Genomic DNA, 26,196 nt, shown 5'->3' with positions numbered 1-26,196 from the left:
GCCCCCACCCGCCGCCCGGAGTCACCCGTCCGGCATCCTCGCGTCAGGGACGGTTCAGCCCCCACGTCTGGAGGACGAACGGCCGTCCCTTCTCCTCGCCCTCGATCAGGGGTACGTCGAGGAGGCTGAAGCCCGTCTTCCTCGCCACCGCGACGCTGGACGTGTTCTCGGCCTCCAGCTCCAGGATCACCCGCTCGACGCCCAGTTCCTCGAAGGCGTACGCGGCCATCACCCGCACCGCCCGCGCGGCCAGGCCCTGGCCCCGGTGTGCGGGGCCGACCGCGTAACCGATCTCCGTGCCCTCGGGGGCGCGCCGCAGCATCACCTCGCCCAGGGCCGCGCCGCCGTCGGTGGTGATGGCGAGCAGGATGGTCGTGCCCTCCACGCGCAGCTGACGGGCCCTGTCCAGCCGGGTGCGGGCGGCAGCGTCGTCGAACGGGGAGACGATCGGCGTCCAGTGCGCGACATCGGGGTGGTCGAAGAGCTCCGGCATCGCGGCCAGGTCCGCCTCCGTCCAGTCGCGCAGGACGAGGCCCTCGCCCGTGAGCTCGATGCGTTCGGGGAAGGGCGATGCGGTGGTACTCATGGCGCGGGACCTCCTGGGCCGGTTCAGGACGAGGAAGGATATCCACGGTCCTCAACGGCCCGCGAACGCCCCCTCGGCGCTTCTGGGCCCTCCCGGCCGGGGTCTACCCGGTCTTCCCGTACCGCACGAAGGCCGCGACGGCACCGGGTGCGACAGCGATCAGCGCGATGAGCGTCAGAGCCTTCTGGGGCGACGGGCCGCTGTAGCTGTCCGACACCTCGATGTCGGCACTGAGCATGTAGGTGACGAAAACGATGAGGGCGGAAACGGCCAGAACGCCCAACCCCCATGACTTGCCGGCTGCGGGTGTGGGACGGGGCACCCGTGCGACCAGCCACCACACGAACGCGAAGATCACGGCAACTAAGTAGATGACGCTCATCGTTGACCCCCTGAACCGACGGCGAAGCGGAGGAGACGACAGTGCCACGCATCGCGAGCGACGTCACCCCCGCCAATCAGCCACCAGGACACGGGACGAAGCCGGGACGACGCAGGACCGGATCCGTCCCCGCGCCTCACCCCGCCTCCTCACCCCAGCGCCTCGTCCAGCAGGACCGCCCACTGCGCGACGACCCTCCGGCGGCGCGCGGTGTCGTCGGTGAGGACGTTGGCGAGGCCCAGGCCGCGGGCCATGTCGAGGAGGCCCTGGACCGTTTCCCTCACACCGGGGCGGGATTCGTCGGCGTTCAGGAGGGCGACCGCGATGCGGTGGGTCTCGCGGCCCACCCGGGCTTCGAGTTCGGTGACGCGGGGGCGGAGCTGTTCCTCGTTGGAGGCGGCGACCCAGAGTTGCAGGGCGGCGCGGAACAGCGGGCCCGTGTAGAGGTCGACCAGGGCGGCGACGACGACGGCGCGGTCCTCGCCGGGGAGGGCGCGCAGGGCGGCGGAGCGTTCCTCGGCGACGTATTCGACGGCTCCGGTGAACAGGTCCTCGCGGGTGGGGAAGTGGTGCTGGGCGGCGCCGCGCGAGACGCCGGCGCGCATCGCGACGACGGAGACGGTGGAGCCCGCCCAGCCGTGTTCGGCGAGGCAGGAGACCGCCGCTTCGAGGAGCCTCTGCCGGGTGGCGCGGCTGCGGTCCTGCTTGGGTGGGGTCAGAGCCGCCATGCGGGATCCCGTCGTTCCAGGAAGGCCGTCATCCCCTCCCGTGCCTCGTCGGAGGCGAAGAGTTCCGCAGAGCGGGCGATGAGGTCTTCGGCGTACTGGTCGAAAGTCTCCCGCACCCTAGCCGTGACCAGCTCCTTCGATGCCGCCAGCCCCTGGGGCGAGGCCCTGCGCAGCCCGTCGAGTACCGGCACGAGCGCCTTGTCCACGTCCTCGGCCGCAACCGTGACCAGGCCGGTCCTGGCTGCCTCCGTCGCGTCGAAGCGTTCGCCGGTGAGGTAGTAGCGCGCCGCCGCGCGGGGGTCCAGGCGGGGCAGCAGGGGCAGGGAGATCACGGCGGGGGCGAGGCCGAGCCGCGATTCGGTGAGGGCGAAGGAGGACTCGGGGCCCGCCACCGAGATGTCACAGGCGCCGAGCAGCCCGAGACCGCCGGCCCGGACGTGGCCCGTGACCCGGGCGACGACCGGTTTGGGCAGCGTGATGATCTGCCGCATGAGCGCGACGAAGGCGTGCGGGTCGGCCGGTGCCCTGAGGTCGGCGCCCGCGCAGAACGTGTTCCCGGTGTGGGTGAGGACCACCGCCCGTACGGCACCGTCCGCCGCGCAGGCGTCCAGGGCCTCGGTCAGCCCCGCCACCAGCGGTGCGCTCAGGGCGTTGCGGTTGGCCGGGGAGTCGAGCGTCAGGGTGGTGACGCCCCGGTCGTGGACAGGCGGAGCGAGGGTCATGGCTGCTTCTCCCTGTCGTAGGCGGGCGCGGCAAGGGTCATGGCTGCTTTTCCCGGACGTGGACGGGCGGGACAGGAGTCATGACTGCTTCTCCCTGTCCCGCAGTTCGCGGCGCAGAATCTTGCCGGACGCGGCGCGCGGTACGGCGTCGACGAATTCGACGCGGCGGATCTTCTTGTACGGGGCGACATGTCCGGCGACGAACGCCAGGACGTCGTCCGCGGTGAGGTCCTGGGCGGCCGGCTGCCGTACGAGGAACGCCTTCGGGATCTCGTTGCCGTCGGCGTCGTACACCCCGATGACGGCGGCGTCGGCGATCGACACGTGGGTGAGGAGGAGCGCTTCGAGTTCGGCGGGGGCGACCTGGTAGCCCTTGTACTTGATGAGTTCCTTCACCCGGTCGACGACGAACAGCCAGCCGTCCGCGTCGACACGTCCGATGTCGCCGGTGTGGACCCAGCCCTCGCTGTCGATCATGGCCTCGGTTTCCTCGGGGCGGCCGAGGTAGCCCTTCATCGTCTGCGGGCCGCGGATGAGGATCTCGCCGTCCGTGTCGATGCCGAGGTCCCGCCCGGGGTCCTCGATGGACACGATCCGCATCTCGGTGCTGGGCAGCAGCTTCCCCACGGACCCGGGCGGCGGGTTCTCGGCGTCGAGGGGCACGACATGGGTGCCGGGCGAGAGTTCCGTCATGCCGTACGCCTGCCGGACGGGCGGTACGCCGATGCGGGCGGAGCAGGCGGCGGCGAGTTCGGCGTCCAGGGGGGCGGCGGCGCTGACGACGTACTCCAGCGAGGACAGGTCGTAGTCGCCGACCGCCGGGTGCTTGGCGAGGGCCAGGACGATCGGCGGGGCCACGTACAGCCCGGCGATGCGGTGTTCCTGGATCACTCCGAGGAACTGGTCCAGGTCGAAGCGGGGCAGCACGACGACGGTGGCCCCGAAGCGCAGTGGGGCGTTCATCAGGGCGGTCAGCCCGTAGATGTGGAAGAAGGGGAGCACGGCCAGGATGCTGTGGCCGGTCTTCATGGGGATGAAGGGGCGCAGCTGCTCCAGATTGGTCCCGATGGAGCGGTGGGTGAGCATGACGCCCTTGGGGGCGCCGGTGGTCCCCGAGGAGTACGGGAGGGCGGCGACGTCCTCGGGACCGCATGCGATCTCGGGTTCCGGGGCGGTGGAGCCCAGCATGTCGAGCACCGAGGTGTGGCCCTCGGCCTGGTCGCAGACGAAGATCTCCCGGATGGAGCCGACGCGCTCGGCCGCCTCCCGGGCCACGTCCAGGAAGAGGGAGAGGGTGACGATCCAGCGGGCGCCGCTGTCCGCCAGCTGTTTGGCGAACTCCTCGGCCGTGGCCAGCGGGTGCACGGTGGTGACACAGGCTCCGGCACGCGTGGCCCCGTAGAAGACGGCCGGGTAGGCGATCGTGTTGGGGCTGTGCAGGGCGAGGACATCGCCCTTGCGTACCCCCGCCTCGGCGAGGTGGGCGGCGATGCGGCGGTGGAAGGTGTCGAGCTGGGCGTAGGTGACGCTCATGCCGTTGGTGCCGTCGACCAGGGCGACGGTGTCACCGAAGGCCGCGGCGCCGCCGAGGACCGTTTCATGGATCGGTGCTTCGAGGGCCGGGACGTCTTCGTACTCGCTGTGGAACACCATGGCGGTTCCCTTCGACGCGGGTACGGCCTGTCCGGCACCCCGCGCCGGAACAGCGGGAGGGGCGGGGTGCCGAGGGGCCGTTCGGTGGTGGAGAGGGTCAGCATCGCCGCTGGGCGCCGGGCCGGGAAGGTCCCGGCCGGACTCTGCGCGGGGACCGCAGGGTCCCGGACGGAATCTGCGCGGGGACGGGAAGGGCCCGGACAGAATCTGCGCCGATTCTCGGATCCGTCAGTACGACTTGGGGAGTCCCAGGGACTGGTGGGAGACGTAGTTGAGGATCATTTCCCGGCTGACCGGCGCGATCCGTGCCACCCGGGACGCCGTGATCAGCGACCCGAGGCCGTACTCGCGGGTGAGTCCGTTGCCGCCGAGGGTGTGCACGGCCTGGTCGACGGCCTTGACGCAGGCCTCTCCCGCCGCGTACTTCGCCATGTTGGCGGCCTCGCCCGCGCCGGTGTCGTCGCCGTCGTCGTAGAGCCGGGCGGCCTTCTGCATCATCAGGCGGGCCAGTTCGAGCTCGATGTGGGCCTGGGCGAGCGGGTGCGCGATGGCCTGGTGGGCGCCGATGGGCTCCTTCCACACCTGGCGGGTCTTCGCGTACTCGACGGCGCGCGCCAGGGCGTAGCGGCCCATGCCGATACCGAAGGCGGCGGTCATGATGCGTTCGGGGTTGAGCCCGGCGAAGAGCTGGAGGAGTCCGGCGTCCTGGTCGCCGACGAGTGCGTCGGCGGGCAGGCGTACGTCGTCGAGGACGAGTTCGAACTGCTTCTCCGCCGCCTGGAGTTCCATCTCGATGTGGGAGCGCCGGAAGCCGGGGGCCTCGCGCGGCACGATGAACAGGCAGGGCTTCAGCTTGCCGGTCCTGGCGTCCTCGGTGCGTCCGACGATGAGCGTCGCGTCGGCGATGTCGACGCCGGAGACGAAGACCTTGCGCCCGGTGAGGACCCACTCCTCGCCGTCCTGGCGGGCGGTGGTGGTGATGCGGTGGGAGTTGGAACCGGCGTCGGGCTCGGTGATGCCGAAGGCCATGGTGAGGCTGCCGTCGGCGAGGCCGGGGAGCCACTGCCGCTTCTGGTCGTCGGTGCCGAAGCGGGCTATCACGGTGCCGCAGATGGCGGGCGAGACGACCATCATGAGGAGCGGGGAGCCCGCGGCCCCCAGTTCCTCCAGCACGATGGAGAGTTCGGCCATGCCCGCGCCTCCGCCGCCGTACTCCTCGGGCAGGTTCACGCCGAGGTAGCCGAGCTTGCCGGCCTCGGACCACAGCTCCTTCGGGTGTTCGCCGTTGTGGGCGCAGGCGGTGGAGTACTCCCTGCCGTACCGCTTCCCGAGTGCGGCGACGGCGGCGCGCAGTGCCTGGTGCTCTTCGGTTTCGAGGACGGTGCTCATGCGGTCGGTTCCTCCTGTGCGTCTTGCGCGACGGCTTCCTGTACGACGGCGTCGTGTGCGGCCGCGTCCTGTACGACGGCGAGCAGTGCGCCGACCTCGACCTGGAGGCCGGGTGCGGCGTGCAGGGCGGTGAGGGTGCCGGAGGCGGGGGCGAGGATGCGGTGCTCCATCTTCATCGCCTCCAGCCAGATCAGCGGCTGCCCGGCCTCGACGGTGGCCCCGGCCGCGAGGCCGTCCGCGACGCGCACGACGGTGCCGGGCATCGGGGCGAGCAGGGAGCCGGGTTCGGTGCGTGCGGCGGGATCGGTGAAGCGGGGCAGCGCGGTGAACGTGTACGAGCCGGTGGCGGTGTCCACGTACACCCGGTCGCCGTGGGCGGCGACCGTGAAGTGCCGGGTGACACCGCCCGTTTCGAGGGTGACGCGGTCGGGGCGGGCCGCCACGACACGGGTGACCGGTTCAGGGGCTCCCGTGCCCGGTCCGAGGGAGAGGCCTTCGCGCGTGTTGCGGTAGGTGATGTCGTGTTCGCGGCCGTCCGGTTCGCCGCGGTAGCGCCTGAGCTGGGGCTGCGAGGGGATGTTGCGCCAGGCGCCGAAGCGGGAGACGCCGCCGGCCGTGGTGTGCCGGGTGGCTTCGGCGAGGGCGGCGGCGGTGGCCGCCCGCCGTTGGCCGGTCTCGTCGGGGGCGGCGGTCAGGGCGGGCAGATGGCGGTCGTAGAAGCCGGTGTCGAGGCGGGCGGCGGCGAAGTCCGGGTGGCGCAGGGAGCGTACGAGGAGGTCGCGGTTGGTGACGGGGCCGTGGACGCGGGCGCGTTCCAGGGCGCGGGCGAGCAGGCGTACGGCCTCGGTGCGGGTGGGGGCGTGCGCGATGACCTTGGCGAGCATCGGGTCGTAGTGCACGCCGATGGTGTCACCACCGGCGTATCCGGTGTCCAGGCGCAGTCCGGGCTCGTCCGGCACATCGAGCGCGAGCAGTGCTCCGGTCTGCGGCTGCCAGTCGCGGGCCGGGTCCTCGGCGTAGAGCCGGGCCTCGACGGCATGCCCGGTGGGCTGCGGCGGTACGGAGGAGGGCAGGGGCTCGCCCTCCGCGATCCGCAGTTGCAGGGCGACGAGGTCGAGCCCGAACACGGCCTCGGTGACCGGGTGTTCGACCTGGAGACGGGTGTTCATCTCCAGGAAGTACGGACGTCCGTCGGCGGCGACCAGGAATTCGACGGTGCCGGCGCCCCGGTAGCCGACGGCGCGCGCGGCGGCCGTGGCGGCGGCGTGCAGCCCCTCCCGCAGTCCGTCGTCGAGGCCGGGCGCGGGGGCCTCCTCGATGACCTTCTGGTGGCGGCGCTGGAGCGAACAGTCGCGGGTGCCGAGCGCCCAGACACCGTCGTGCTCGTCGGCCATGATCTGCACCTCGACGTGCCGGCCGCGCTCCACGTACGGTTCGGCGAAGACCTCACCGTCCCCGAAGGCGGACAGCGCCTCCGCAGCCGCTGCCGTCAACTCGCCGGGAAGCGCACTCAGTTCTCGTACGATCCGCATACCGCGCCCGCCGCCGCCCGCCGCGGCCTTGAGCAGCAACGGCAGGTCCTCGGTCCGGGCCGCCGCCGGGTCGACGGGGGCGAGCAGCGGAACCCCGGCGGCGGCCATCAGCTCCTTGGCGCGGGTCTTGGACGCCATCAGCTCGATGGCCTTGACCGGCGGGCCGACCCAGACGAGTCCGGCGTCCTGCACCGCGGCGGCGAATCCGGCGTTCTCGGAGAGGAAGCCGTACCCGGGATGGACGGCGTCGGCGCCCGCCGCGAGAGCGGCGGCGACGACGAGACCGCCGCGCAGATACGTGTCGGAGGGTGCGGACCCCGGCAGCCGTACGGCGGTGTCGGCCTCCCGTACGTGCAGGGCGTCGGCGTCCGCGTCGGAGTACACGGCGACGGTCGCGATGCCGAGCGCGCGGCAGGTGCGGAAGATCCGGCAGGCGATCTCGCCCCGGTTGGCGACCAGCAGAGTAGTGATCATTTTCAGCTCACATCCGGAAGACGCCGAAGCCGCCCCGGGCGCCCTCGACCGGTGCGGTGTGGATGGCGGACAGACACATCCCGAGGACGGTCCTGGTGTCGCGCGGGTCGATGACCCCGTCGTCGTACAGCCGGCCGGACAGGAACATCGGCAGGGACTCGGCCTCGATCTGCTGCTCGACCAGGGCGCGCAGCCCGGCGTCCGCCTCGTCGTCGTACGGCCGGCCCTTGGCGGCGGCCGATGCGCGGGCGACGATGGAGAGCACTCCGGCCAGCTGCTGCGGCCCCATGACGGCGGACTTGCTGCCGGGCCAGGCGAACAGGAAACGCGGATCGTAGGCCCGTCCGCACATGCCGTAGTGACCGGCGCCGTAGGAGGCGCCCATCAGTACGGACAGGTGCGGGACCTTCGAGTTCGAGACCGCGTTGATCATCATCGCGCCGTGCTTGATGATGCCGCCCTGCTCGTACTCCCTGCCGACCATGTAGCCGGTGGTGTTGTGCAGGAAGAGGAGCGGGATGTCGCGCTGGTTGGCGAGCTGGATGAACTGGGCGGCCTTCTGCGACTCCTCGCTGAACAGCACGCCCTGCGCGTTGGCGAGGATGCCGACGGGGTAGCCGTGCAGCCGCGCCCAGCCGGTGACCAGGCTCGTCCCGTACAGCGGTTTGAACGCGTCGAAGTCCGAGCCGTCGACCAGCCGGGCGATGACCTCGCGCGGGTCGAAGGGGATCTTCAGGTCGCCGGGGACGATGCCGATCAGCTCGTCCTCGTCGTACTTCGGCGGCTCGGCCGGGCCCGGATCGGCGTGCGCCTTGCGCCAGTTGAGGCGGGCGACGATACGGCGGGCCCGGCGCAGGGCGTCCTGTTCGTCGAGGGCGAAGTGATCGGCGAGGCCGGACGTGCGGGCGTGCATCTCGGCACCGCCCAGCGACTCGTCGTCGCTCTCCTCGCCGGTGGCCATCTTCACCAGGGGCGGGCCGCCGAGGAAGACCTTGGAGCGCTCCTTGATCATGACGGTGTGGTCGGACATCCCGGGGACGTACGCGCCTCCGGCGGTGGAGTTGCCGAAGACGACGGCCACGGTCGGGATGCCGGCGGCGGAGAGCCGGGTGAGGTCACGGAACAGTGCCCCGCCAGGGATGAAGATCTCCTTCTGGGAGGGCAGATCGGCCCCTCCGGACTCCACCAGGCTGATGCAGGGCAGCCGGTTGGCGAAGGCGATCTCGTTGGCGCGCAGGGCCTTCTTCAGCGTCCAGGGGTTGGAGGCGCCGCCGCGTACGGTCGGGTCGTTGGCGGTGATCAGGCACTCGACTCCTTCCACCACCCCGATCCCGGTGACGAGCGAGGCGCCGACCGTGTACCCGGCGGCCTCGCTGCCCCAGGCGGCGAGCGGTGACAGCTCCAGGAACGGGGTGTCCCGGTCGATCAGCAGCTCGATCCGCTCACGGGCCAGGAGCTTGCCGCGCGAGCGGTGCCGCTCGACGTACTTCTCGCCGCCGCCTCCCAGCGCCCCGGTGTGAGCGGCGTCCAGCTCGGCGAGCCTGTCGAGCATGGCGGCGCGGTTCTCCGCGTACTCGGGGCTCGCGGTGTCGAGCCCGGTGGGCAGGACGGTCATGCGTGCACCTCCGGTGAGCTGTCCAGCAGGGCCACGGGTATCTCCAGCCGCCGCGAGCGCAGCCACTCCCCCACGGCCTTGGCCTGCGGATCGAAGCGGTGCTGGGCGGCGACACCTTCACCGAGGAGCCCGTGGACGGTGAAGTTCAGGGCGCGCAGGTTCGGCAGGACATGGCGTACGACGGTGAGGCCGGCGGTCTCCGGGAGGAGTTCCCGCAGCCGCTCGGCGGTCAGCTCGTGGGCCAGCCACCGCCAGGCCTCGTCGTCGCGGACCCACACCCCGATGTTCGCGTCGCCGCCCTTGTCGCCGCTGCGGGCGCCCGCGACCAGCCCGAGGGGCACCCTCCGGGTCGGCCCCGCGTCCAACGGCGTTGGCAGCGGCGGCTGTTCGACCTCCGCGAGGGCCTGTGTGCGGACGGCGGGCCGCTGCGCCTCACGCTGTCCGCCGGGCAGCACGGCCACCTGTTCCACGTCCCCCGCCGGCAGGTGCCGCGCCTCGAACACCCCGTAGGGCGCGCCCTTTCCGGGCGGGGCGGTGACGTGGAAACCCGGGTAGCTGCCGAGCGCCAGCTCGATCGCGGCGCCGGACAGGGCGCGTCCCACGGCCTCGGGGTCCTGGTCGCGGACGACGAGCCGCAGCAGCGCGCTCGCGGTCTCCTCCGTGGCCGCATCGGCCCGGTCGGTACGGACGAGCTCCCACCGCACCTCGTCCGGCTGCCGTCCGGCGCGGTCGAAGGCGTCGGCGATCTGGTCGCGGACGAGCTGCGCCTTTTCCTCGATGTCGAGACCGGTGAGCACGAGGACGACCTCGTTCCGCCAGCCGCCGAGCCGGGTGAGTCCGGCCTTGAGCGTGGGCGGCGGGGCCTCGCCGCGCACCCCGGAGAGACGGACCCGGTCGGGTCCGTCCTGCGCCAGTCGTACGGTGTCGAGCCGGGCGGTGACATCGGGGCCCGCGTATCGGGCGCCGCCGGTCTCGTACAGCAGCTGGGCGGTGACCGTACCGATGTCGACGACGCCGCCCGTACCGTCGTGCTTGGTGATGACGCTCGTCCCGTCGGCGTGGATCTCGGCGACGGGGAAGCCGGGGCGGCGGATGTCGTGACCCCGGAAGAACGAGTAGTTCCCGCCGGTGGCCTGGGTGCCGCACTCCAGCACATGCCCGGCGACGACGGCTCCGGCGAGCGCGTCGTGGTCCTCGGGCCCCCAGCCGAAGTGGGCGGCGGCGGGCCCGGTGACGAGGGCGGCGTCGGTGACCCGGCCCGTGACGACGACATCGGCACCGGCCCGCAGACAGGCGGCGATGCCCGCGCCGCCGAGGTAGGCGTTGGCCGTGAGGAAGCCGTCGGGCACCGGGAGGCCGTCACCCTCGACATGGGCGACGCGCACCGGCACTCCGGTCTTCGCGGCCAACTCCCTTACGGCGTCCGCCAGTCCGGCCGGATTGAGGCCGCCCGCATTGGTGACGATCTTCACCCCGCGCTCGTGGGCGAGCCCTAGCCCCTCCTCCAGCTGGCGCAGGAAGGTGGTGGCGTAGCCGCGCGCCGGGTCCTTGAGCCGGCTGCGGCCGAGGATGAGCATGGTCAGCTCGGCGAGGTAGTCGCCGGTGAGGACGTCGAGGGGGCCGCCGGTGAGCATCTCGCGCATGGCGTCGAAGCGGTCGCCGTAGAAGCCGGAGGCGTTGCCGATCCGCAGGGGCGCGGTCATCGGCCCGCCTTCGGGGCGCGTCCCGCCCCCGCGGGTCCGGCGAAGGACTGCGCGATGTCCAGCCAGGTGCCGGCGTCGGCGCCCTCGGCCCGGACGGCGAGGTCGTCGCGGTGGGCACGCTGGGTGACGAGCAGGCAGAAGTCGTGCAGCGGGCCGGTGACGCGCTGAGCGGCGCCCTCGGGGCCGTAGGCGATCAACTCACCGTCCGGGCTTTCCAGTTCGACGCGGAACTCCTCTTCGGGCGCCTGGATCCCCCGTACGAGGAAGGCGTAGTCGCGGGCCCGGACCCCGATCCGCGCGACGTGCCGGAGCCGGGCGGTGGGGGTGCGGGTGACCCCGAGGGCGTCGGCGACGTCCTGGCCGTGGGCCCACGTCTCCATGAGCCGCCCGGTCGCCATGGAGGCCACGCTCATCGGCGGCCCGTACCAGGGGAACCGGGTCCCCGCGGGCGCCGCGCGCAACGCCTCCTGGAGCCGCTCGCGGCCGGTGCGCCAGCGGACGAGCAGCGCGTCCGGGGCAAACGCCGCGACGACCTCGCCGGCCGCCCGGTCCACGAAGCCCTCGGGGTCCTCCATCGCCCTGGCGACCTCGTCACCGAAGCGCTCGGGCTCCGTGACGGAGAGCAGGGCGACCTCGTCGGTCCAGCTGAGATGGGCCACCTGATGGGCGATGGTCCAGCCGTCGGCGGGGGTCGCCCCCGCCCATTGCCCGGCGTTCAACCCGGCGACGATCAGGTCGAGTTCCGCGCTCTCACTGTGCAGATCGTCGAGCACGGCTGAGGCATCGGACACGGTGCGCTCCCCTCGGGGCGTGGCGGTGTGCCCCGGAGCCTGCCAGGGGGACAGAAAACAAGCAAGCGCGCTTGCATGATTTTCTGAACGTACGTTTCCGGCCTCCGATCATGCGGCTCCGGGGCGGCTCCCGCGTCTTGGGCTACCGACCCTTCGGCTACCGGGCTACCGCCCCTTCGACGCCGCCTCGGCCATCTTCGCCGTGGTGCTGGAGCCGTCCAGCTCCTCGCGGATGATGTCGGCGTGGCCGCTGTGGTGGGCAATCTCGCGGAAGATGTGCCACAGGACGTGGCGGACCGTCCAGACGACGGGTTCCGGCGGTGACCACGGGTACGCCGGCAGGGTGACCTCACGGTCGAGGTCGGCCTCCTCACGCACCGTACGGTCGTACGCGTCGGCCGCGGTGTGAAAGGCCTCCAGCAGTTCGGGCAGCGTCTCGTTGGCGGTCATGCGGTTGCCGTCGGGGTCGAGATCCGCCCAGTCCACCTCGGCCGGGGCGGTGCCGTCGACCACGTCCAGCCAGCTGCGCTGCACGAGCCCGAGGTGCTTCAGCAGGCCGCCGAGCGTCAGCTCGCTGACGGTCGTGCGGGCACGGGCCCGCGTATCGTCGAGCCGCGCGACGGTGTAGAGGAAATTCGTGCGCTGGTCGGCCGCGAGCGCCAGCAGATCGTCGCGTTCGGACATGTTTCCCTCCAGGTCTGATGTCGCCACCAGCGTAGGTTCGGGCGCCCGGGGAGAACGGCACATCACGCGCATTGCGCACGGGTTCGGACGTTCGGGGCGTCGGCGCCCCGCATGTGCGGCCGGGATCGCGGCCGGCGGGGCACGGGCACCCCGAGTGCGCCTCTGCGCTCGCGGCCGGATGGCGCCGCGGACAGCGTTCGGGAACGGCCGTGCCCGGGGCCGGGACCCGGAAGGGCCGGCCCCGGGCAGGGTGGGGGGTGGGCTCGGTGGGTGCCGGTCAGGTCAGGACGACGGCACGGGGAGGGTTGTCAGAGCGCCGCCACGTGGTACGGCGAGACGTTCATCCACCCGTTGGCCGCCGCGCCGTTGCGGGTGCCCTTGGTGGCCTTGGCCAGGGTGTACCAGGAGTCGACGTAGTCGGGGTCGTCGGTCCACCAGGAGGTGGGGACGGCGTCCAGGACCGCGTCGGCGAGCGGGATGTACACGCCCTGGTCGGTGATCGTCAGCAGCACGGTCACGATGGCCTTGGCGAGCGACTGGTAGTTGGTGTCGCCGTCGTCCTCCATCATGACCGCGTCGGCCATGTCGTACTTGTAGTTCGACCAGTTCACGAGGACCTGGTTCGGGTAGTACGTGGTGGCCGCCTTGTTCAGGTACGGCATCTCGACGGTGTCGACGCGCGGCTTTCCGTCCTGGCCGAAGCCGGTCACCAGGGTGAAGATCTCGGCGTCACCCTTGATCCCCGGCTCCTTCACGTCGGAGATCCGCACCGAGTTGATCAGCGTGGTGTCGATGCCCGTCGCCGCCGCGGCGGTCGCGGCGGCCGGTGCCCCGGTGGCGGATCCGGCGGCGCTCAGCCCGGCGGCGGGGGCGGGGACGTCGAGCCCCCGCGCGGCCAGCGCCTCGTCGACGACCTTCAGGCCCTCCGCGACGGCCTTGGCACCGTCGATGTCGACCAGATAGAGGGGCCGGCCGGGGATCGTGTCGACCGGAAGCTCATGGGCGGTGCCCCGGCTGTCGTACGCGGTGAACGTCGCGGCGTCGTCGGACGGGGCCGCGGCCACCCAAGGCGCGGCGCCCCCGGTGAGCGCGGCCTCCATGGACGGGTCCGCCAGGCTCAGCCGCAGCAGCGAACCGATGTCACCGCCCAGCCCCTTGGCGGCGGCCACGCCCCGGTCGGCCGCGGCGACCTCCGGCGCGAGGCGCCTGCCGCTGGAGGTGGCCGACGCGCCGGCCAGTGCGGGCAGGTCGACCGAGTCCGCGGAGAGCACCGCGCCGCGGACCTGTCTCTGCCATCCGAAGTCGGTGAGGGAGCCGGCGAGAGCGCGCGCGGTCGCGTCCTCGATGCCGGCGACCGACGCGGCCGGGGGAACGGCCGGGCGGGAGGCGTCGTTCTGCGCTGCGAAGGCGCTGCTCTGGAGGGGTATCAGGGCAGTCGCGGACAGCACGGCCCCGATGAGGGCGGTGCGCAGCGGCGTTGTTGCACCCAAGGCGATCTCCTGCTGATGAGTGAAGTACTACAGGGGTGAACGGCGTTGTCTATGCGGGTAGACCCATCTGAATGGATGTACACGACAACGCATCCCCAAACACTCGGCAGAAGATCTTTTCGCGGCAACTGCCCTGCCGGCACGCCCCCGTTCGTTCGCTCGCGCCCGGCCCGTCACCGAAGCGGCGTCACCGCTTCCCGGCCCGCCCGCCGGACGGCGTCACCGCTTCCCGGCGCCCCGCACCTGACTGCGTACCGCCCCCATGCTCGCCCCGATGACCAGCGCGATGGCCAGGGCGTCCGTCGTGGAGAGGGCCTGGTCGAGGATGAGGAAGCCGGCCGTGGCGGCGATCGCGGGTTCCAGGCTCATCAGGATCGCGAAGGTGGGCGCGGGCAGCCGCCGCAGGGCGATGAGTTCGAGGGTGTACGGGAGGACCGAGCTCAGCAGCGCGACGGCGGCGCCCAGCCCGATCGTGGACGGGACCAGGAGCCTGGAGCCCGATTCGATGATGCCGAGCGGCAGCGAGAGGACGGCCGCCACGACCATCGCCAGGGCCAGCCCGTCCGCCTGCGGGAAGCGGCGGCCGGTGCGGGCGCTGAAGATGATGTACGCCGCCCACATGGCACCGGCCCCCAGCGCGTACGCCGCACCCGCCGGATCGAGCCGGTCGAAGCCCCCGCCGCTCAGCAACAGCACACCGCCCAGCGCGAGTGCGGCCCAGACCGTGTTGACCAGGCGGCGCGAGGCGAACACGGAGAGGGCGAGCGGACCCAGCACTTCCAGGGTCACGGCGGCACCCAGCGGGATGCGGTCGGCGGCCTGGTAGAAGAGCGTGTTCATCCCGCCCATGGCGACGCCGAAGGCCACCACCGTGCCCCAGTCGGCGCGCGAGTGGCCGCGCAGCTTCGGGCGGCAGACGACGAGGAGGACGAGCGCGGCGGCGGCGAGCCGCAGCGTGACGACGCCGAGCGCGCCGGCCTTCGGCATCAGCAGCACGGCGACCGCCGAGCCGAACTGGACGGAGAGCCCGCCCGCGACCACCAGCGCGACCGGTGCGAGCGCCGCCCGGCGCCCTCCGGCGCGGGGCCGGTCACCGAGCGCGGTCACCGCCTCGGGGACGGCGACTGCCGCTGCCGGTTCCGCGGCCGTGCCCTGGTCGTTCACCTGTGACCTGTCCTTCCGGTTCCACTCATGCGAGTCGTGTGGGTTCGATGCATGCGAGTCGCGGGGGCTCAATCGCTCGACAGTACAACACAATGAACTGTCGAATCGACAATATTGCACCCACCCTTCCGGGTGCTCCTCTTCACCGTAGGGACCCGCGCGCGGCACGTGAAATGCCTACTGCGCTCCCGTTATGCTTCCCGCGCATGAGCACCGGACCGAGCATGGCGACCGCCGGGGACAACAGCGCAGGCCGGAGCACCGGTCGCGCCGTCGAGATCCGCCATCTGCGGACCTTCCTCGCCATCGCGGACGAGTCGGGCATCACCAGGGCCGCCTCCCGGCTCGGCCTCACCCAGCCCGCCGTGTCCCGCACCCTGGCCGCCCTCGAACACCATCTCGGCACCCGGCTCGTCGACCGCTCCACCCACCATCTGGCCCTCACCGCCGAGGGCGTCGCCTTCCGCGACCGGGCCGCCGAGGCGGTCGCCGCGTTCGACGCGGCCGTGGATCCCGGCGGACTGCGCGGACGGCCGCTGCGGCTCGGGCACGCCTGGTCCGCGTTCGGCCGCCACACCACCCCGCTGCTCCGCGAGTGGCAGCAGCGCTATCCGCGGACCCCGCTGGAGCTGCGCCGGATCGACGACCGCACCGCCGGGCTGACCCGGGGCGAGGTCGACGCCGCCCTGCTGCGCGGCCCCGTCGAGGCGCCCGGCCTCATCACCGAGGTGCTGTACGAGGAGGAACGGGTGGCCGCGGTGGCGGCCGACGGCCCGCTCGCCGGCCGGGACACGCTCCGGCTCGCCGACCTGGCGACCGGCACCGTCGTCCTGAACACCGTCTCCGGCACCACCACCCCCGCCCTGTGGCCGCCGTCCGCCCGGCCCGCCGCGACCCTGACCGTGGCCAACACCGACGACTGGCTGACCGCCATCGCGGCCGGCCGGGGCACCGGGGTCTCGGCCGCCTCCACGGCCGGCATGCACCCGCACGCCGGGGTCGCCTTCCGCCCGCTCGTGGACGCCCCGGCCCTTCCGGTGCTGCTCGCCCGCCGTGACGCCCCCGGCCATCCCGCCCTCGCCGACCTGGTCGCGCTGGCCCGCGAGATCGTGGCGCGGGACGCCGGGGACTGAACCGGGACGGCGCAGGCGAGCGGCCAACGAAGGTGCGGGAGGGGACGAAGGTGAGCGGGCAGACGGCCCCTGCGGACCCCGCGGCTCCTACAGCTCCTGTGGCGGCGCCTACAACTCCTGTGGCCCCCGCTCCAGCCGCTCGGCCAGCACCTCGGCCAGGTGCCGCGCCCGCACCCCGCCCACCTGGTCCAGCTGCGTCCGGCACGAGAACCCGTCCGCCAGGATCTCCGCGCCGGGCGCCGCCCCCCGTACCGCCGGAAGCAGCTGGTCCTCCGCACAGGCCACCGACACCTCCCAGTGGCCGCGCTCGAAGCCGAAGTTTCCGGCCAGACCGCAGCAGCCGCCCGCCAACTCTCCCTTCAATCCGGCACGTTCACGCAGCCGACGGTCCGCCATGTCGCCCAGGACCGCGTGCTGGTGGCAGTGGGTCTGGCCGGTGACCCGGCGGTCCAGGCGCGGGGGTTCCCAGTCGGGGGCGTGCGCCTCCAGATACTGGGCCAAGGTGTGGACGGAGGCGGCCAGGCGGGCCGCGCGCGGGTCGTCGGGGAGGAGTTCGGGCAGATCCGTGCGGAGGGTGGCCGCACAGCTGGGTTCAAGGACGACGACGGGTTCGCCCAGCCGGGCACCGAGGCGGTCCAGAGTGCGGCGCATCACCGAACGGGCCTGGTCCAGCTGGCCCGTGGAGACGTAGGTGAGGCCGCAGCACACCCCGCGTCCGGCCGGTACCACCCGTCGGCCGGCGTCCTCCAGGACCTTCACCGCGGCCCGGCCCACCTCGGGCGAGAGGTGTTCGGTGAACGTGTCGGGCCACAGGACGGCCGTCGGCTCGTCGGCGGGAACAGGCTCCCCCGCACCCGGGCGCCGTCCGAGCCAGCGGGTGAACGTCTCCCGTGCCAGGACCGGGATGCCGCGTTCCGGCGCGATGCCCGCGAGACGCCTGGCCAGGGCGGCGAGCGGCCGGACCCGGGCCAGCGCGTTGAGCGGGCCCGCGAAGGGTGCTGCCAGGCGCAGCCACTCCGGCAGCCGTCCCATCGTGTAGTGCGCGGCGGGGCGCGGCCGTCGGCGGTAGTGGTGGTGCAGGAACTCCGCCTTGTACGTGGCCATGTCGACGCCCGCCGGGCAGTCGGTGCGGCAGCCCTTGCAGGACAGGCACAGGTCGAGCGCGTCCCGTACCTCCGTCGAGCGCCAGCCGTCCGTGATCACTCCGCCCGGGGTGCCGGCCAGCATCTCGTGGAGCAGCCGGGCCCGGCCGCGCGTCGAGTGGGCCTCCTCCCCGGTCGCACGGAACGAGGGGCACATCACGGACGGGCCGGAGCTCCGCTCCGTACGGCACTTGGCGACCCCGACGCACCGGCGGACGGCCGCGGTGAAGTCGCCGCCGTCGTGCGGGTATCCGAAGGCGACGTCGACCGGCTTCCTCGGCAGGACGTCGAAGCGGAGGTTCTCGTCCAGGCGGGCGGGCCTGGCGAGGATGCCCGGGTTCATGCCGCCGTCGGGGTCCCACAGGTCCTTGAACCGGGTGAAGAGGGAGACGAGTTCGTCCCCGTACATGCGGGGCAGCAGCTCGGCGCGCGCCTGGCCGTCACCGTGTTCGCCGGACAGCGAGCCGCCGTGGGCGACGACGAGCGAGGCCAGGTCGCCGGAGAAGCGGCGGAACCGGGCCACGCCGTCGGCGGTCAGCAGGTCGAAGTCGATACGGACATGGATGCAGCCGTCGCCGAAGTGGCCGTACGGGGTGCCGCGCAGGCCGTGTTCGGCGAGCAGGGCGCGGAAGTCGCGGAGGTAGGGGCCGAGCCGGGCGGGCGGCACCGCGCAGTCCTCCCAGCCGGGCCAGGCCTCGCTTCCGTCCGGCATCCGGGTGGCGGTCCCCGCCGCGTCCTCCCGGATCCGCCACAGGGCCCGCTGTCCGGCCGGGTCGGTGACGACGGCGGCGTCCACGGCGTCCCCGCCCGCCGCCCGCACGATCCGCTCGGCCCGGGACCGGGCCTCGGCCGGGGTGGCGCCGCCCGTCTCGACGAAGAGCCAGGCGGCGCCGCGCGGCAGTCCGGCCGGTTCGCGTACGAGGTCGGCGGCCATGCCCTCGACGGTCAGCGGGTGGTACGGGAGAAGGCCGGGGGCTGCCTCGGCGGCGGCCGACTCGTCGGCGTGGCCGAGGACGGCGAGCGCGCGGGCGGCCGGGGCCTCGACCAGGCGCAGCGTCGCCTCCGTCACCACGCCGAGCGTGCCCTCGCTGCCGCAGAACGCGCGGGCCGGGTCGGGTCCGCGCTCGGGCAGCAGGGCGTCGAGGGCGTATCCGGAGATGCGGCGCGGGAGTTCGGGGTATCCGGTGCGCAGGAGGGCGAGGTGGGCGGCGACCAGTTCGCGGAGCCCGGCGGGCCCTTCGGCGCCCCGTTCCAGGCGGAGGGTGTCGCCGCCGTAGCGGGCGACGGTGAGGCCGTGGACGTTGTCGGCGGTGGTGCCCCAGGCGACGGAGTGGGAGCCGCAGGAGTTGTTGCCGATCATGCCGCCGATGGTGCAGCGGCTGTGCGTGGAGGGGTCCGGGCCGAAGGTGAGCCCGTGCGGGGCGGCGGCGGCCCGCAGGTCGTCCAGGACGACGCCCGGCTGGACGACGGCGGTTCGGGAGCCGGGGTCGAGTTCGACGACCGACCGGAGGTGGCGGGTGAGGTCGAGGACGATTCCGGTGCCGGTGGCCTGCCCGGCGATGGAGGTGCCGCCGCCGCGCGGCACGACGGGCACCCCGTGCAGGCGGCAGACGGCGAGCGCGGCGGCGATGTCGTCGGCGTCGCGCGGGGCGACGACGCCCAGGGGCACCCGCCGGTAGTTGGAGGCGTCCATCGTCGTCAGGGCCCGTGAGGTGGTGTCGAACGCGACCTCGCCCCGTACGGACGCGCGCAGTTCGCGGGCGAGCGCGGCCCGCGCGGCGGGGGCGGTGAGCGCGGCGGGGGCGGTGAGCGCGGCGGGGGCGGTGGGGGTGCCGCCCGGGTGAACGTTGCCTGATGCCATCCGGCCAGGATGCCGCCGCTCCGGCCGCCCCGGCAGGCCGCCCCGCCCGGCGGCTCCGCTCAACCGCTCGTCCGCAGGCGCTCGTTTCTGCGGGCCGCGTCAAGCCGATTACGTCAATACGTCGGAATATGCCGGGCACGCGAACACAAACGGAACAGAGAACACCACAAGTTCTTCCCAAACAGATCGTCAATTCTCATATAGTGACTCAGACTTGTCCGGGAATCATCTGCTCCAGTTGTCGCTTTTGAGTACCCCGGTCACGACCTGCCCGACCCGCCCGAACCATCCCATCCGTCACCGTCCGCCCCCCAAGGACTCCGCTTGCGCCCCTCAACCCGGCCGACCGCACTGGCCTTGCTGGTCACCGTGGCCCTCACCGGATCCCTGTGCGTGTGGGCGACCGCCGTCGCTCCCGAATCAGCCAGAACCGCAGTGGCCTGGGGGGCGAGCGCCGCCGCCGTGCTGCTCTCCGTCGCCGTCGCCACCACCGTGCACGCCCGCTGCACCGCACAGCGGCTGCGCGCGTTGCTCGCGGCCGAGAGCGGCCGGTTCACCGCCGAAACCTCACGGATGGTGTCGGCCTCCGCCGCCGACGCCCAGCGATTCACCGCCGAGACCGCCCGGATCAAGGCCGCGGCAGCTGCCGAGACGGCCCGGGTCGTCAAGGAGGCGGCGGCCGGAGCCGAACAGCTCACCGCCGACAACGCCCGGCTCAAGGCCCGCGCCTCCCGCAGTGACACCGAGCGCGCCGCCGCCGTCGCCGCCTGCGCCAACGCGGCGGGCCGGATGCAGGCCCTGGCCACCAGCATGCTCGCCGACCTGCGCGACATGGAACACCGGCACTCCGCCGAGGACGTCCTGGGCGACCTGCTCCACCTGGACCACCGCACCGCCCAGGCCGGCCGGCTGGCCGACTCCATCGCCGTACTGACCGGCGCCCGCTCCGGGCGGCGCTGGGCGAAGCCGATCGTGATGGAGTCCATCCTGCGCGGCGCGATGGGCCGGATCAGCGGATACCAGCGCGTCCGCCTCCACTCGACCAGCGATGTCGCCGTCGCCGGTCACGCCGCCGAGGGCGTCATGCACGCCCTGGCCGAACTCCTCGACAACGCCGCGAACTTCTCGCCCCCCACGGCCGAGGTCCATGTGTACGTGGAGGAGGTCCCGGCCGGTCTCGTGCTGACCGTCGAGGACAGCGGTCTGGTCATGAGCGATGTGCAGCTGCGCCGCGCCGAGCGTGCCGTATCCGCGGTCGACCAGGACCTGACCGGCCTCGCGGGCACCCGCCTGGGCCTCGCCGTCGTCGGCCGCCTCGCCCGCAAGCACGGACTGACCGTCTCGTTCCGCCCCTCCGCGCGCGGCGGCACGGGCGCGCTGATGATGCTCCCGCAGGAGATCATCACCCGCACCCCGGCCCCCGAGCCCGTCGCCGGTTCGGTGGCCTCCGCGGCCACCTCGACCGCCGCGGCCACGGCGACCCTCGCGATCCCCGCGCCTCGCGCGAGCGAGCCCGAGCCGGTCCACGCCTCCGGCGCCGACCGCACCGGCGCCTCCTCCGAGACCTCCCGCGCCGACCGCACCAGTACCTCCTCCGAGGCCGCCCGCGCCCAGGATCCGCTGCGCTCCGACTCCGGCTCGGACACCACCGGCGGCCTCCCCCGGTTCGGTGAGAGCGGTCTGCCCAAGCGCTCGCGCGGCCGCACCCTGGCCGCGGCCGAGTCCCGTGCCCGTGCGGCGGCCGCCCCCGACCCCTCGGACTCCGGGGCGGCCGACGACGCCGCCTCCCGGCCCCGTACCGCCGACCCCAAGACCCAGGCAGCCCGCTTCAGCAGCTTCCGCCAGGCCGTACGGCCCAACTCCCCGCACCCGGAAGGCAACACCCCATGACCGCGACCACCGACGAGAAGCTCAACTGGCTGCTGGAGGGGCTCCTGGAGCGCACCCCCGGCGCCCGCCACGCCCTCGTGCTGTCCAGGGACGGCCTCAAGCTGTGCCGTACCCCCGAGCTCTCCGTCGACCAGGCGGACCAGCTGGCCGCGATCTCGGCCGGGATCCAGAGCCTGTCGCACGGCGCGTCCGTCGAGTTCGGTGACGGCACCGGCGGCGTACGGTCGGCGATGGCCGAGTTCTACGGCGGGGTGCTGTTCATCGTGGAGGCGGGAGCGGGGGCCCACCTCGCGGTCGTCGCCGCCGAGAGCGCCGACGTCGGCCTCGTCGGCCACAACATGAGCGAACTCGTCGAGCAGCTGGGCGAGCATCTGGTCGCCCCGCCGCGCGAGTCCGCGGAGGCCTCCGAAACCGCGAGCGTATGACGCCCCGCCCCCGCCCCGGCCGGGACGAGGATCCGGACCGGCTGTACACCCTCACCGGTGGCCGCAGCCGCTCCGATTCGGCCGCCTTCGACCTGGTGACGCTGGTCGTCTCCGAATGCGAGCCGTCCCCCGGCATGCAGTCGGAGCACGTCACGATCCTGCGGATGTGCGAACGGCCCACCGCGGTCGTCGAACTCGCCGCCGGACTGAACCTGCCCGTCAGCATCGTGCGCATCCTGCTGTGCGATCTGCTCGACACCGGCCGGATCAGCGCCCGCCACCCCCGTACCGCACGTGTCGCGGACCGGCTCCCCGACCCCGACATCCTGGAACAGGTGCTCGTTGGACTCCGCAACCTCTGACCGTGCCGCCCTGCAGGCCACGGCCGACAACGGACTGAAGATAGTCGTCGTCGGCGGCTTCGGGGTCGGCAAGACCACCATGGTCCGATCCGTGAGCGAGATCCGTCCGCTCAACACGGAGGAGACGATGACCCGCGCGGGCGAGGCCGTCGACCACCTCGACGGGGTGCGGTCGAAGACGTCCACCACCGTCGCCTTCGACTTCGGCCGGATCTCCCTCGACGCCCGCTCCGTGCTGTACCTCTTCGGCGCACCCGGACAGGAGCGCTTCTGGTTCCTGTGGGACCGGCTGTTCTCCGGGACGCTCGGCGCGGTCGTGCTCGTCGACACCCGGCGTCTGGCCGACTCCTGGTACGCCATCGACCGGCTGGAGCACCACGGCACGCCGTTCATCGTGGCGTGCAACGACTTCGGCGGCCCGCTCCACACCGAGCAGCAGATCCGCGAGGCGCTCGCCCTCTCGGACGACGTACCGCTCGTGGAGTGCGACGCCCGGGACCGGTCCTCCAGCAAGTACGTCCTGATCACGCTGGTCGAGCATCTGCACGCGCTGTCGGCCGCCCGCGCCGGGAACACCGGCGAGCCCGCCGTCCCGGCCGACGGTGACCAGGCCCTTCCCGCCCTCACCCCGGAGCACACCACGTGAACCAGTGCCCCCACGCGGCCGGCGCCGATTCCGGTGCCATACCCCTGTACGGTCCCGGGTTCCAGGGCGACCCCGCCGAGCTGTACCGGAGGATCAGGCGCGAGCACGGTCCGGTCGCCCCGATCGTCCTGCCCGGTGACATCCCCGCCTGGCTCGTCATCGGCTACCGCGAACTGCACCAGCTCACCGGGGATCCGGTGCTCTTCACCCGTGACTCCCAGCTGTGGAACCAGTGGTCCGCGATCCCGGACGACTGGCCGCTGATGCCGATGATCAGCCGGGACCAGCCGTCCATCCTCTACACCGTCGGCGAACGCCACAGCCGGCGGGCGGCCATGATCAGCGAGGCGCTGGAGGCCGGCAGCCCGTTCGACCTCAAGAAGAGCACCGAGGAGTTCGCCGACGACCTCATCGACGCCTTCAGCCCGGTCGGCACCACCGACCTGATCGCCGAGTACGCGATGCTGCTGCCCGTACGGGTGCTGGCGAAGCTCTACGGATTCCCCGACGACAAGGGCCCCGCCCTCGTCACCGCGATGAACGACATGATCAACGGCGGGGCGACCGCGCTGGCCGGCCAGCGGCACATCGCCACGTCCATGTACGAACTGCTGGCCGCGCGCCGCGCCGAACCCGGTGACGACGTCGCCACCCGGATGCTCGCCAACACCGGCGGTTTCACCGAAGAGGACGTCGCCCGGGACCTGATGGTGATGATGGCCGCCGGACACCAGCCGACCGCGGACTGGATCGGCAACTCGCTGCGGCTGATGCTCACCGACGACCGGTTCGCCGCCTCGCTCTCCGGCGGCCGGCACAGCGTCGGCGAAGCCATGAACGAGGTGCTCTGGGAGGACACCCCCAGCCAGAACATCGCGGGCCGCTGGGCGAGCCGCGACACGCACCTCGGCGGCCGTCACATCAAGGCCGGTGATCTGCTGGTCCTCAGCCTGGCGGGCGCCAACTCCGACCCCCAGGTCCGTACCGACGGGTCCACGCTCACGGGCGGCAACAACGCCTTCTTCTCCTTCAGCCACGGCGACCACCGCTGCCCGTTCCCGGCCCAGGAGACCGCCGAGGTCATCGCTCGTACCGCGATCGAGGTCATCCTCGACCGGCTCCCCGACGTCGACCTGGCCGTCCCCGAGGACCGGCTGACCCGGCGCCCCTCCCCGTGGCTCCGCGGACTGACGGACCTGCCGGTGCGCTTCACGCCCACCCCCGCCCTTGGAGGCCAAAGATGACCGCGCCCACCACCGAACCGACCGGAACCGACGCCGGGGACCGCATCGTCCTGGACCCGCTCGTCTCCGACCTCGCGGGCGAGAGCGCCCGGCTGTACGCGCAGGGCCCCCTCGTCCGCGTCGAACTGCCGGGCGGGGTACCCGTCTACACCGTCACCCACCACGCCGAGGCGAAGGCGCTGCTCACCGACAGCCGCCTGGTCAAGGACATCAACGTCTGGGGCGCCTGGCAGCGCGGCGAGATCCCGCCGGACTGGCCGCTGATCGGGCTCGTCAACCCGGGCCGCACCATGCTCACCGCGGACGGTGCCGAACACCGGCGGCTGCGCGGACTGGTCGCCCAGGCGCTCACCGTGCGCCGGGTGGAGCGGCTGCGCGCCGGCATCGAGGCACGCACCGAACAGCTGCTGGACCGGCTGGCGGAGCGCCCGGCCGGCGAAACGGTCGACCTGAAGGCCGAGTTCGCCTACCCGCTGCCGATGAACGTGATCAGCGAGCTCATGGGCATCGACTCGGCCGATCTGCCCAGGATGAAGGAACTCTTCGACAAGTTCTTCTCCAACCTGACGCCGCCCGCCGAGGTGCCGCAGATGATGGCGGACATCCACACCCTGTTCTCACGGATCCTCGACGAGAAGAAGGAGTCCCCCGCCGACGACCTGACGGGCGCGCTGATCACCGCGTCCGAGGACGGCGACCACCTCACCGACGGGGAGATCCTCAACACCCTGAAGCTGATCATCGCGGCCGGGCACGAGACCACGATCAGCCTGATCGTGAACGCCGTCGTGGCGCTCCAGAGCCACCCCGAGCAGCGCCGGGCGGTGCTGGCGGGCGAGGCGACCTGGGACGGCGTGATCGAGGAGACGCTGCGCTGGTCCCCGCCGACCTCGCACATCCTGATCCGGTTCGCCACCGAGGACATCGAGGTCGGCGACCGGATCCTGCCCAAGGGCGAGGGCGTCATGACCTCGTTCGCCGCGCTCAGCCGCGACGAGCAGCAGTGGGGCGCGACGGCGACGGAGTTCGACGTCACCCGCTCCCCCAACCGCCACATCTCCTTCGGCCACGGCCCGCACGTCTGCCCCGGCGCCGCGCTCTCCCGTCTGGAGGCGGCTGTCGCCCTGCCCGCGCTCTACGCACGCTTCCCCGGCCTGGCCCTGGCCGTCCCGGTGAGCGAGCTGCGCAACAAGCCGATCGTGACCCAGAACGACCTGTTCGAACTCCCGGTGACCCTGGGCTGACCGGCCGCCCCGCAGCCGCGGCCCGCCGCGCGGTCCGGTCCACGGACCGGATCGCGCGTCTCACCCGACGGACGGTGGCGGTGGCCGCCGCACCGAGCGGCTACGCTCCGACTCGTGGCCGACATCCAGATTCCCGCTGACATCAAGCCCGCCGACGGACGCTTCGGCGCCGGTCCTTCCAAGGTGCGGACGGAGGCGCTCGACGCGCTGGCCGCCACCGGTACGTCTCTGCTCGGTACGTCCCACCGCCAGGCCCCCGTGAAGAACCTGGTCGGCGCGGTACGTGACGGCGTGCGCGACCTCTTCTCGCTCCCCGAGGGCTACGAGGTGATCCTGGGCAACGGCGGCTCCACCGCCTTCTGGGACGTCGCGACGCACGGTCTGATCGAGACGAAGTCCCAGCACCTCAACTTCGGTGAGTTCTCCTCGAAGTTCGCGAAGGCCGCCAAGCTCGCCCCGTGGCTGGCCGACCCGACCGTCATCGCCTCCGACCCGGGCACCCACCCGGACCCGAAGGCCGAGGCGGGCGTCGACGTCTACGCCTTCACCCACAACGAGACCTCGACCGGTGTCGCCGCGCCCGTCAAGCGCGTCGCGGGCGCCGACGAGGGCTCCCTGGTCCTGGTGGACGCCACCTCCGGCGCGGGCGGCCTGCCCGTCGACATCGCCGAGACGGACGTCTACTACTTCGCCCCGCAGAAGTCCTTCGCCTCCGACGGCGGCCTGTGGATCGGTGTCTTCTCCCCGGCGGCCCTGGAGCGCGCCGCACGCGTCCACGCCTCCGGCCGGCACATCCCGGAGTTCTTCTCGCTGCCCACCGCGATCGACAACTCCCTGAAGAACCAGACGTACAACACCCCGGCGCTCGCCACGCTGTTCCTGCTGAACGAGCAGCTGAACTGGATGAACTCCCAGGGCGGCCTGGACTTCACCACCGGCCGCACGGCCGCCTCCGCCGGCCACCTGTACGGCTGGGCCGAGGAGTCGAAGTACGCGACCCCGTTCGTCACGGACGCGGCCAAGCGCTCGCAGGTCATCGGCACGATCGACTTCGCGGACGAGATCGACGCCGCCGCGGTCGCCAAGGTGCTGCGCGCCAACGGCATCGTCGACACGGAGCCGTACCGCAAGCTGGGCCGCAACCAGCTGCGCGTGGCGATGTTCCCGGCGATCGACCCGTCGGACGTCCAGGCGCTGACGGCGTGCATCGACTACGTGATCGAGAAGCTGTAACGCCCACAGCCCGGAAAACGGCCCCGCGTACACACGTCCGTGTGTACGCGGGGCCGTTTTCCGCTCACGGAACAGCTTCCGGGTCATCGCGCCGAGATCACCG

22 protein-coding genes are annotated in these 26,196 nt (G+C 72.6%); 8 read left to right on the top strand and 14 right to left on the bottom strand.

The window, feature by feature from the left end:
* Positions 1-43: 43 nt before the first annotated feature.
* The 13 genes from ACZ4LX_RS19015 to ACZ4LX_RS18955 form a co-directional block, all read right to left on the bottom strand.
* A complete protein-coding gene (locus ACZ4LX_RS19015) occupies positions 44-586 on the bottom strand; it encodes a GNAT family N-acetyltransferase (protein WP_467645830.1) in 543 nt (180 codons plus the stop codon).
* A 103-nt stretch (positions 587-689) separates the two neighbouring features.
* Positions 690-944 (bottom strand): hypothetical protein, encoded by a 255-nt coding sequence (locus tag ACZ4LX_RS19010; protein WP_467645827.1) that lies wholly within the window; start codon positions 942-944, stop codon positions 690-692.
* A gap of 173 nt (positions 945-1,117) precedes the next feature.
* On the bottom strand, positions 1,118-1,696 hold the full coding sequence (locus ACZ4LX_RS19005; RefSeq protein ID WP_467645823.1) for a TetR/AcrR family transcriptional regulator: 579 nt from the start codon (positions 1,694-1,696) through the stop codon (positions 1,118-1,120).
* Positions 1,684-2,418 carry an enoyl-CoA hydratase family protein gene (locus ACZ4LX_RS19000; protein ID WP_467645817.1) on the bottom strand — a complete coding sequence of 245 codons (735 nt, stop codon included), beginning with the start codon at positions 2,416-2,418 and terminating at the stop codon, positions 1,684-1,686. Before ACZ4LX_RS19000 ends, ACZ4LX_RS19005 begins: the two co-directional genes overlap by 13 nt.
* A 78-nt stretch (positions 2,419-2,496) precedes the next feature.
* A complete protein-coding gene (locus ACZ4LX_RS18995) occupies positions 2,497-4,071 on the bottom strand; it encodes a 4-coumarate--CoA ligase family protein (protein ID WP_467645812.1) in 1,575 nt (524 codons plus the stop codon).
* 228 nt (positions 4,072-4,299) lie between these two features.
* Positions 4,300-5,460 carry an acyl-CoA dehydrogenase family protein gene (locus tag ACZ4LX_RS18990; protein ID WP_467645808.1) on the bottom strand — a complete coding sequence of 387 codons (1,161 nt, stop codon included), beginning with the start codon at positions 5,458-5,460 and terminating at the stop codon, positions 4,300-4,302.
* Positions 5,457-7,466, bottom strand: coding sequence for an acetyl/propionyl/methylcrotonyl-CoA carboxylase subunit alpha (locus tag ACZ4LX_RS18985; RefSeq protein ID WP_467645803.1), 2,010 nt, complete (start codon positions 7,464-7,466; stop codon positions 5,457-5,459). Before ACZ4LX_RS18985 ends, ACZ4LX_RS18990 begins: the two co-directional genes overlap by 4 nt.
* 7 nt (positions 7,467-7,473) lie before the next feature.
* Positions 7,474-9,081 carry an acyl-CoA carboxylase subunit beta gene (locus ACZ4LX_RS18980; protein ID WP_467645799.1) on the bottom strand — a complete coding sequence of 536 codons (1,608 nt, stop codon included), beginning with the start codon at positions 9,079-9,081 and terminating at the stop codon, positions 7,474-7,476.
* The gene (locus ACZ4LX_RS18975; protein WP_467645795.1) at positions 9,078-10,784 is read right to left on the bottom strand and encodes an acyclic terpene utilization AtuA family protein; all 1,707 of its coding nucleotides are present in this window, start codon (positions 10,782-10,784) and stop codon (positions 9,078-9,080) included. Before ACZ4LX_RS18975 ends, ACZ4LX_RS18980 begins: the two co-directional genes overlap by 4 nt.
* Complete coding sequence (locus tag ACZ4LX_RS18970) at positions 10,781-11,575, bottom strand: TIGR03084 family metal-binding protein (RefSeq protein WP_467645788.1); 795 nt, start codon at positions 11,573-11,575, stop codon at positions 10,781-10,783. Before ACZ4LX_RS18970 ends, ACZ4LX_RS18975 begins: the two co-directional genes overlap by 4 nt.
* 165 nt (positions 11,576-11,740) lie before the next feature.
* On the bottom strand, positions 11,741-12,259 hold the full coding sequence (locus ACZ4LX_RS18965) for a mycothiol transferase (RefSeq protein WP_467645782.1): 519 nt from the start codon (positions 12,257-12,259) through the stop codon (positions 11,741-11,743).
* A gap of 308 nt (positions 12,260-12,567) precedes the next feature.
* Positions 12,568-13,749, bottom strand: a complete 1,182-nt coding sequence (locus ACZ4LX_RS18960) for a DUF3103 family protein (RefSeq protein ID WP_467645776.1) — start codon at positions 13,747-13,749, stop codon at positions 12,568-12,570.
* 219 nt (positions 13,750-13,968) lie between these two features.
* Positions 13,969-14,913, bottom strand: a complete 945-nt coding sequence (locus ACZ4LX_RS18955; protein ID WP_467645771.1) for an EamA family transporter — start codon at positions 14,911-14,913, stop codon at positions 13,969-13,971.
* A gap of 206 nt (positions 14,914-15,119) precedes the next feature.
* Here ACZ4LX_RS18955 and ACZ4LX_RS18950 point away from each other — a divergent pair, with 206 nt between their 5' ends.
* Positions 15,120-16,046, top strand: a complete 927-nt coding sequence (locus ACZ4LX_RS18950) for a LysR family transcriptional regulator (RefSeq protein ID WP_467645764.1) — start codon at positions 15,120-15,122, stop codon at positions 16,044-16,046.
* Positions 16,047-16,154: 108 nt separating this feature from the next.
* Here the strand turns inward: ACZ4LX_RS18950 and ACZ4LX_RS18945 are convergent, their stop codons facing one another.
* Positions 16,155-19,049, bottom strand: coding sequence for an FAD-binding and (Fe-S)-binding domain-containing protein (locus tag ACZ4LX_RS18945; RefSeq protein ID WP_467645761.1), 2,895 nt, complete (start codon positions 19,047-19,049; stop codon positions 16,155-16,157).
* 324 nt (positions 19,050-19,373) lie between these two features.
* On the opposite strand from ACZ4LX_RS18945, the gene ACZ4LX_RS18940 reads away from it, so the two are divergent.
* From ACZ4LX_RS18940 to serC, 7 genes are all read left to right on the top strand, one after another.
* A complete protein-coding gene (locus ACZ4LX_RS18940) occupies positions 19,374-20,939 on the top strand; it encodes a sensor histidine kinase (RefSeq protein WP_467645757.1) in 1,566 nt (521 codons plus the stop codon).
* Positions 20,936-21,364 carry a roadblock/LC7 domain-containing protein gene (locus ACZ4LX_RS18935; protein ID WP_467645754.1) on the top strand — a complete coding sequence of 143 codons (429 nt, stop codon included), beginning with the start codon at positions 20,936-20,938 and terminating at the stop codon, positions 21,362-21,364. The genes ACZ4LX_RS18940 and ACZ4LX_RS18935 overlap by 4 nt, the downstream gene beginning before the upstream one ends.
* Complete coding sequence (locus ACZ4LX_RS18930) at positions 21,361-21,726, top strand: DUF742 domain-containing protein (RefSeq protein WP_467645749.1); 366 nt, start codon at positions 21,361-21,363, stop codon at positions 21,724-21,726. The genes ACZ4LX_RS18935 and ACZ4LX_RS18930 overlap by 4 nt, the downstream gene beginning before the upstream one ends.
* Positions 21,707-22,372, top strand: a complete 666-nt coding sequence (locus tag ACZ4LX_RS18925) for a GTP-binding protein (protein ID WP_467645744.1) — start codon at positions 21,707-21,709, stop codon at positions 22,370-22,372. The genes ACZ4LX_RS18930 and ACZ4LX_RS18925 overlap by 20 nt, the downstream gene beginning before the upstream one ends.
* Positions 22,369-23,616 carry a cytochrome P450 gene (locus tag ACZ4LX_RS18920; RefSeq protein ID WP_467645742.1) on the top strand — a complete coding sequence of 416 codons (1,248 nt, stop codon included), beginning with the start codon at positions 22,369-22,371 and terminating at the stop codon, positions 23,614-23,616. Before ACZ4LX_RS18925 ends, ACZ4LX_RS18920 begins: the two co-directional genes overlap by 4 nt.
* A complete protein-coding gene (locus ACZ4LX_RS18915; RefSeq protein ID WP_467645739.1) occupies positions 23,613-24,860 on the top strand; it encodes a cytochrome P450 family protein in 1,248 nt (415 codons plus the stop codon). Before ACZ4LX_RS18920 ends, ACZ4LX_RS18915 begins: the two co-directional genes overlap by 4 nt.
* A 114-nt stretch (positions 24,861-24,974) precedes the next feature.
* Complete coding sequence (gene serC, locus ACZ4LX_RS18910) at positions 24,975-26,093, top strand: phosphoserine transaminase (protein ID WP_467645736.1); 1,119 nt, start codon at positions 24,975-24,977, stop codon at positions 26,091-26,093.
* Positions 26,094-26,196 lie beyond the last annotated feature (103 nt).

It is taken from the genome of Streptomyces sp. NPDC026062, from assembly GCF_055568375.1.
This window is presented reverse-complemented; position numbering and strand designations above follow the sequence as displayed.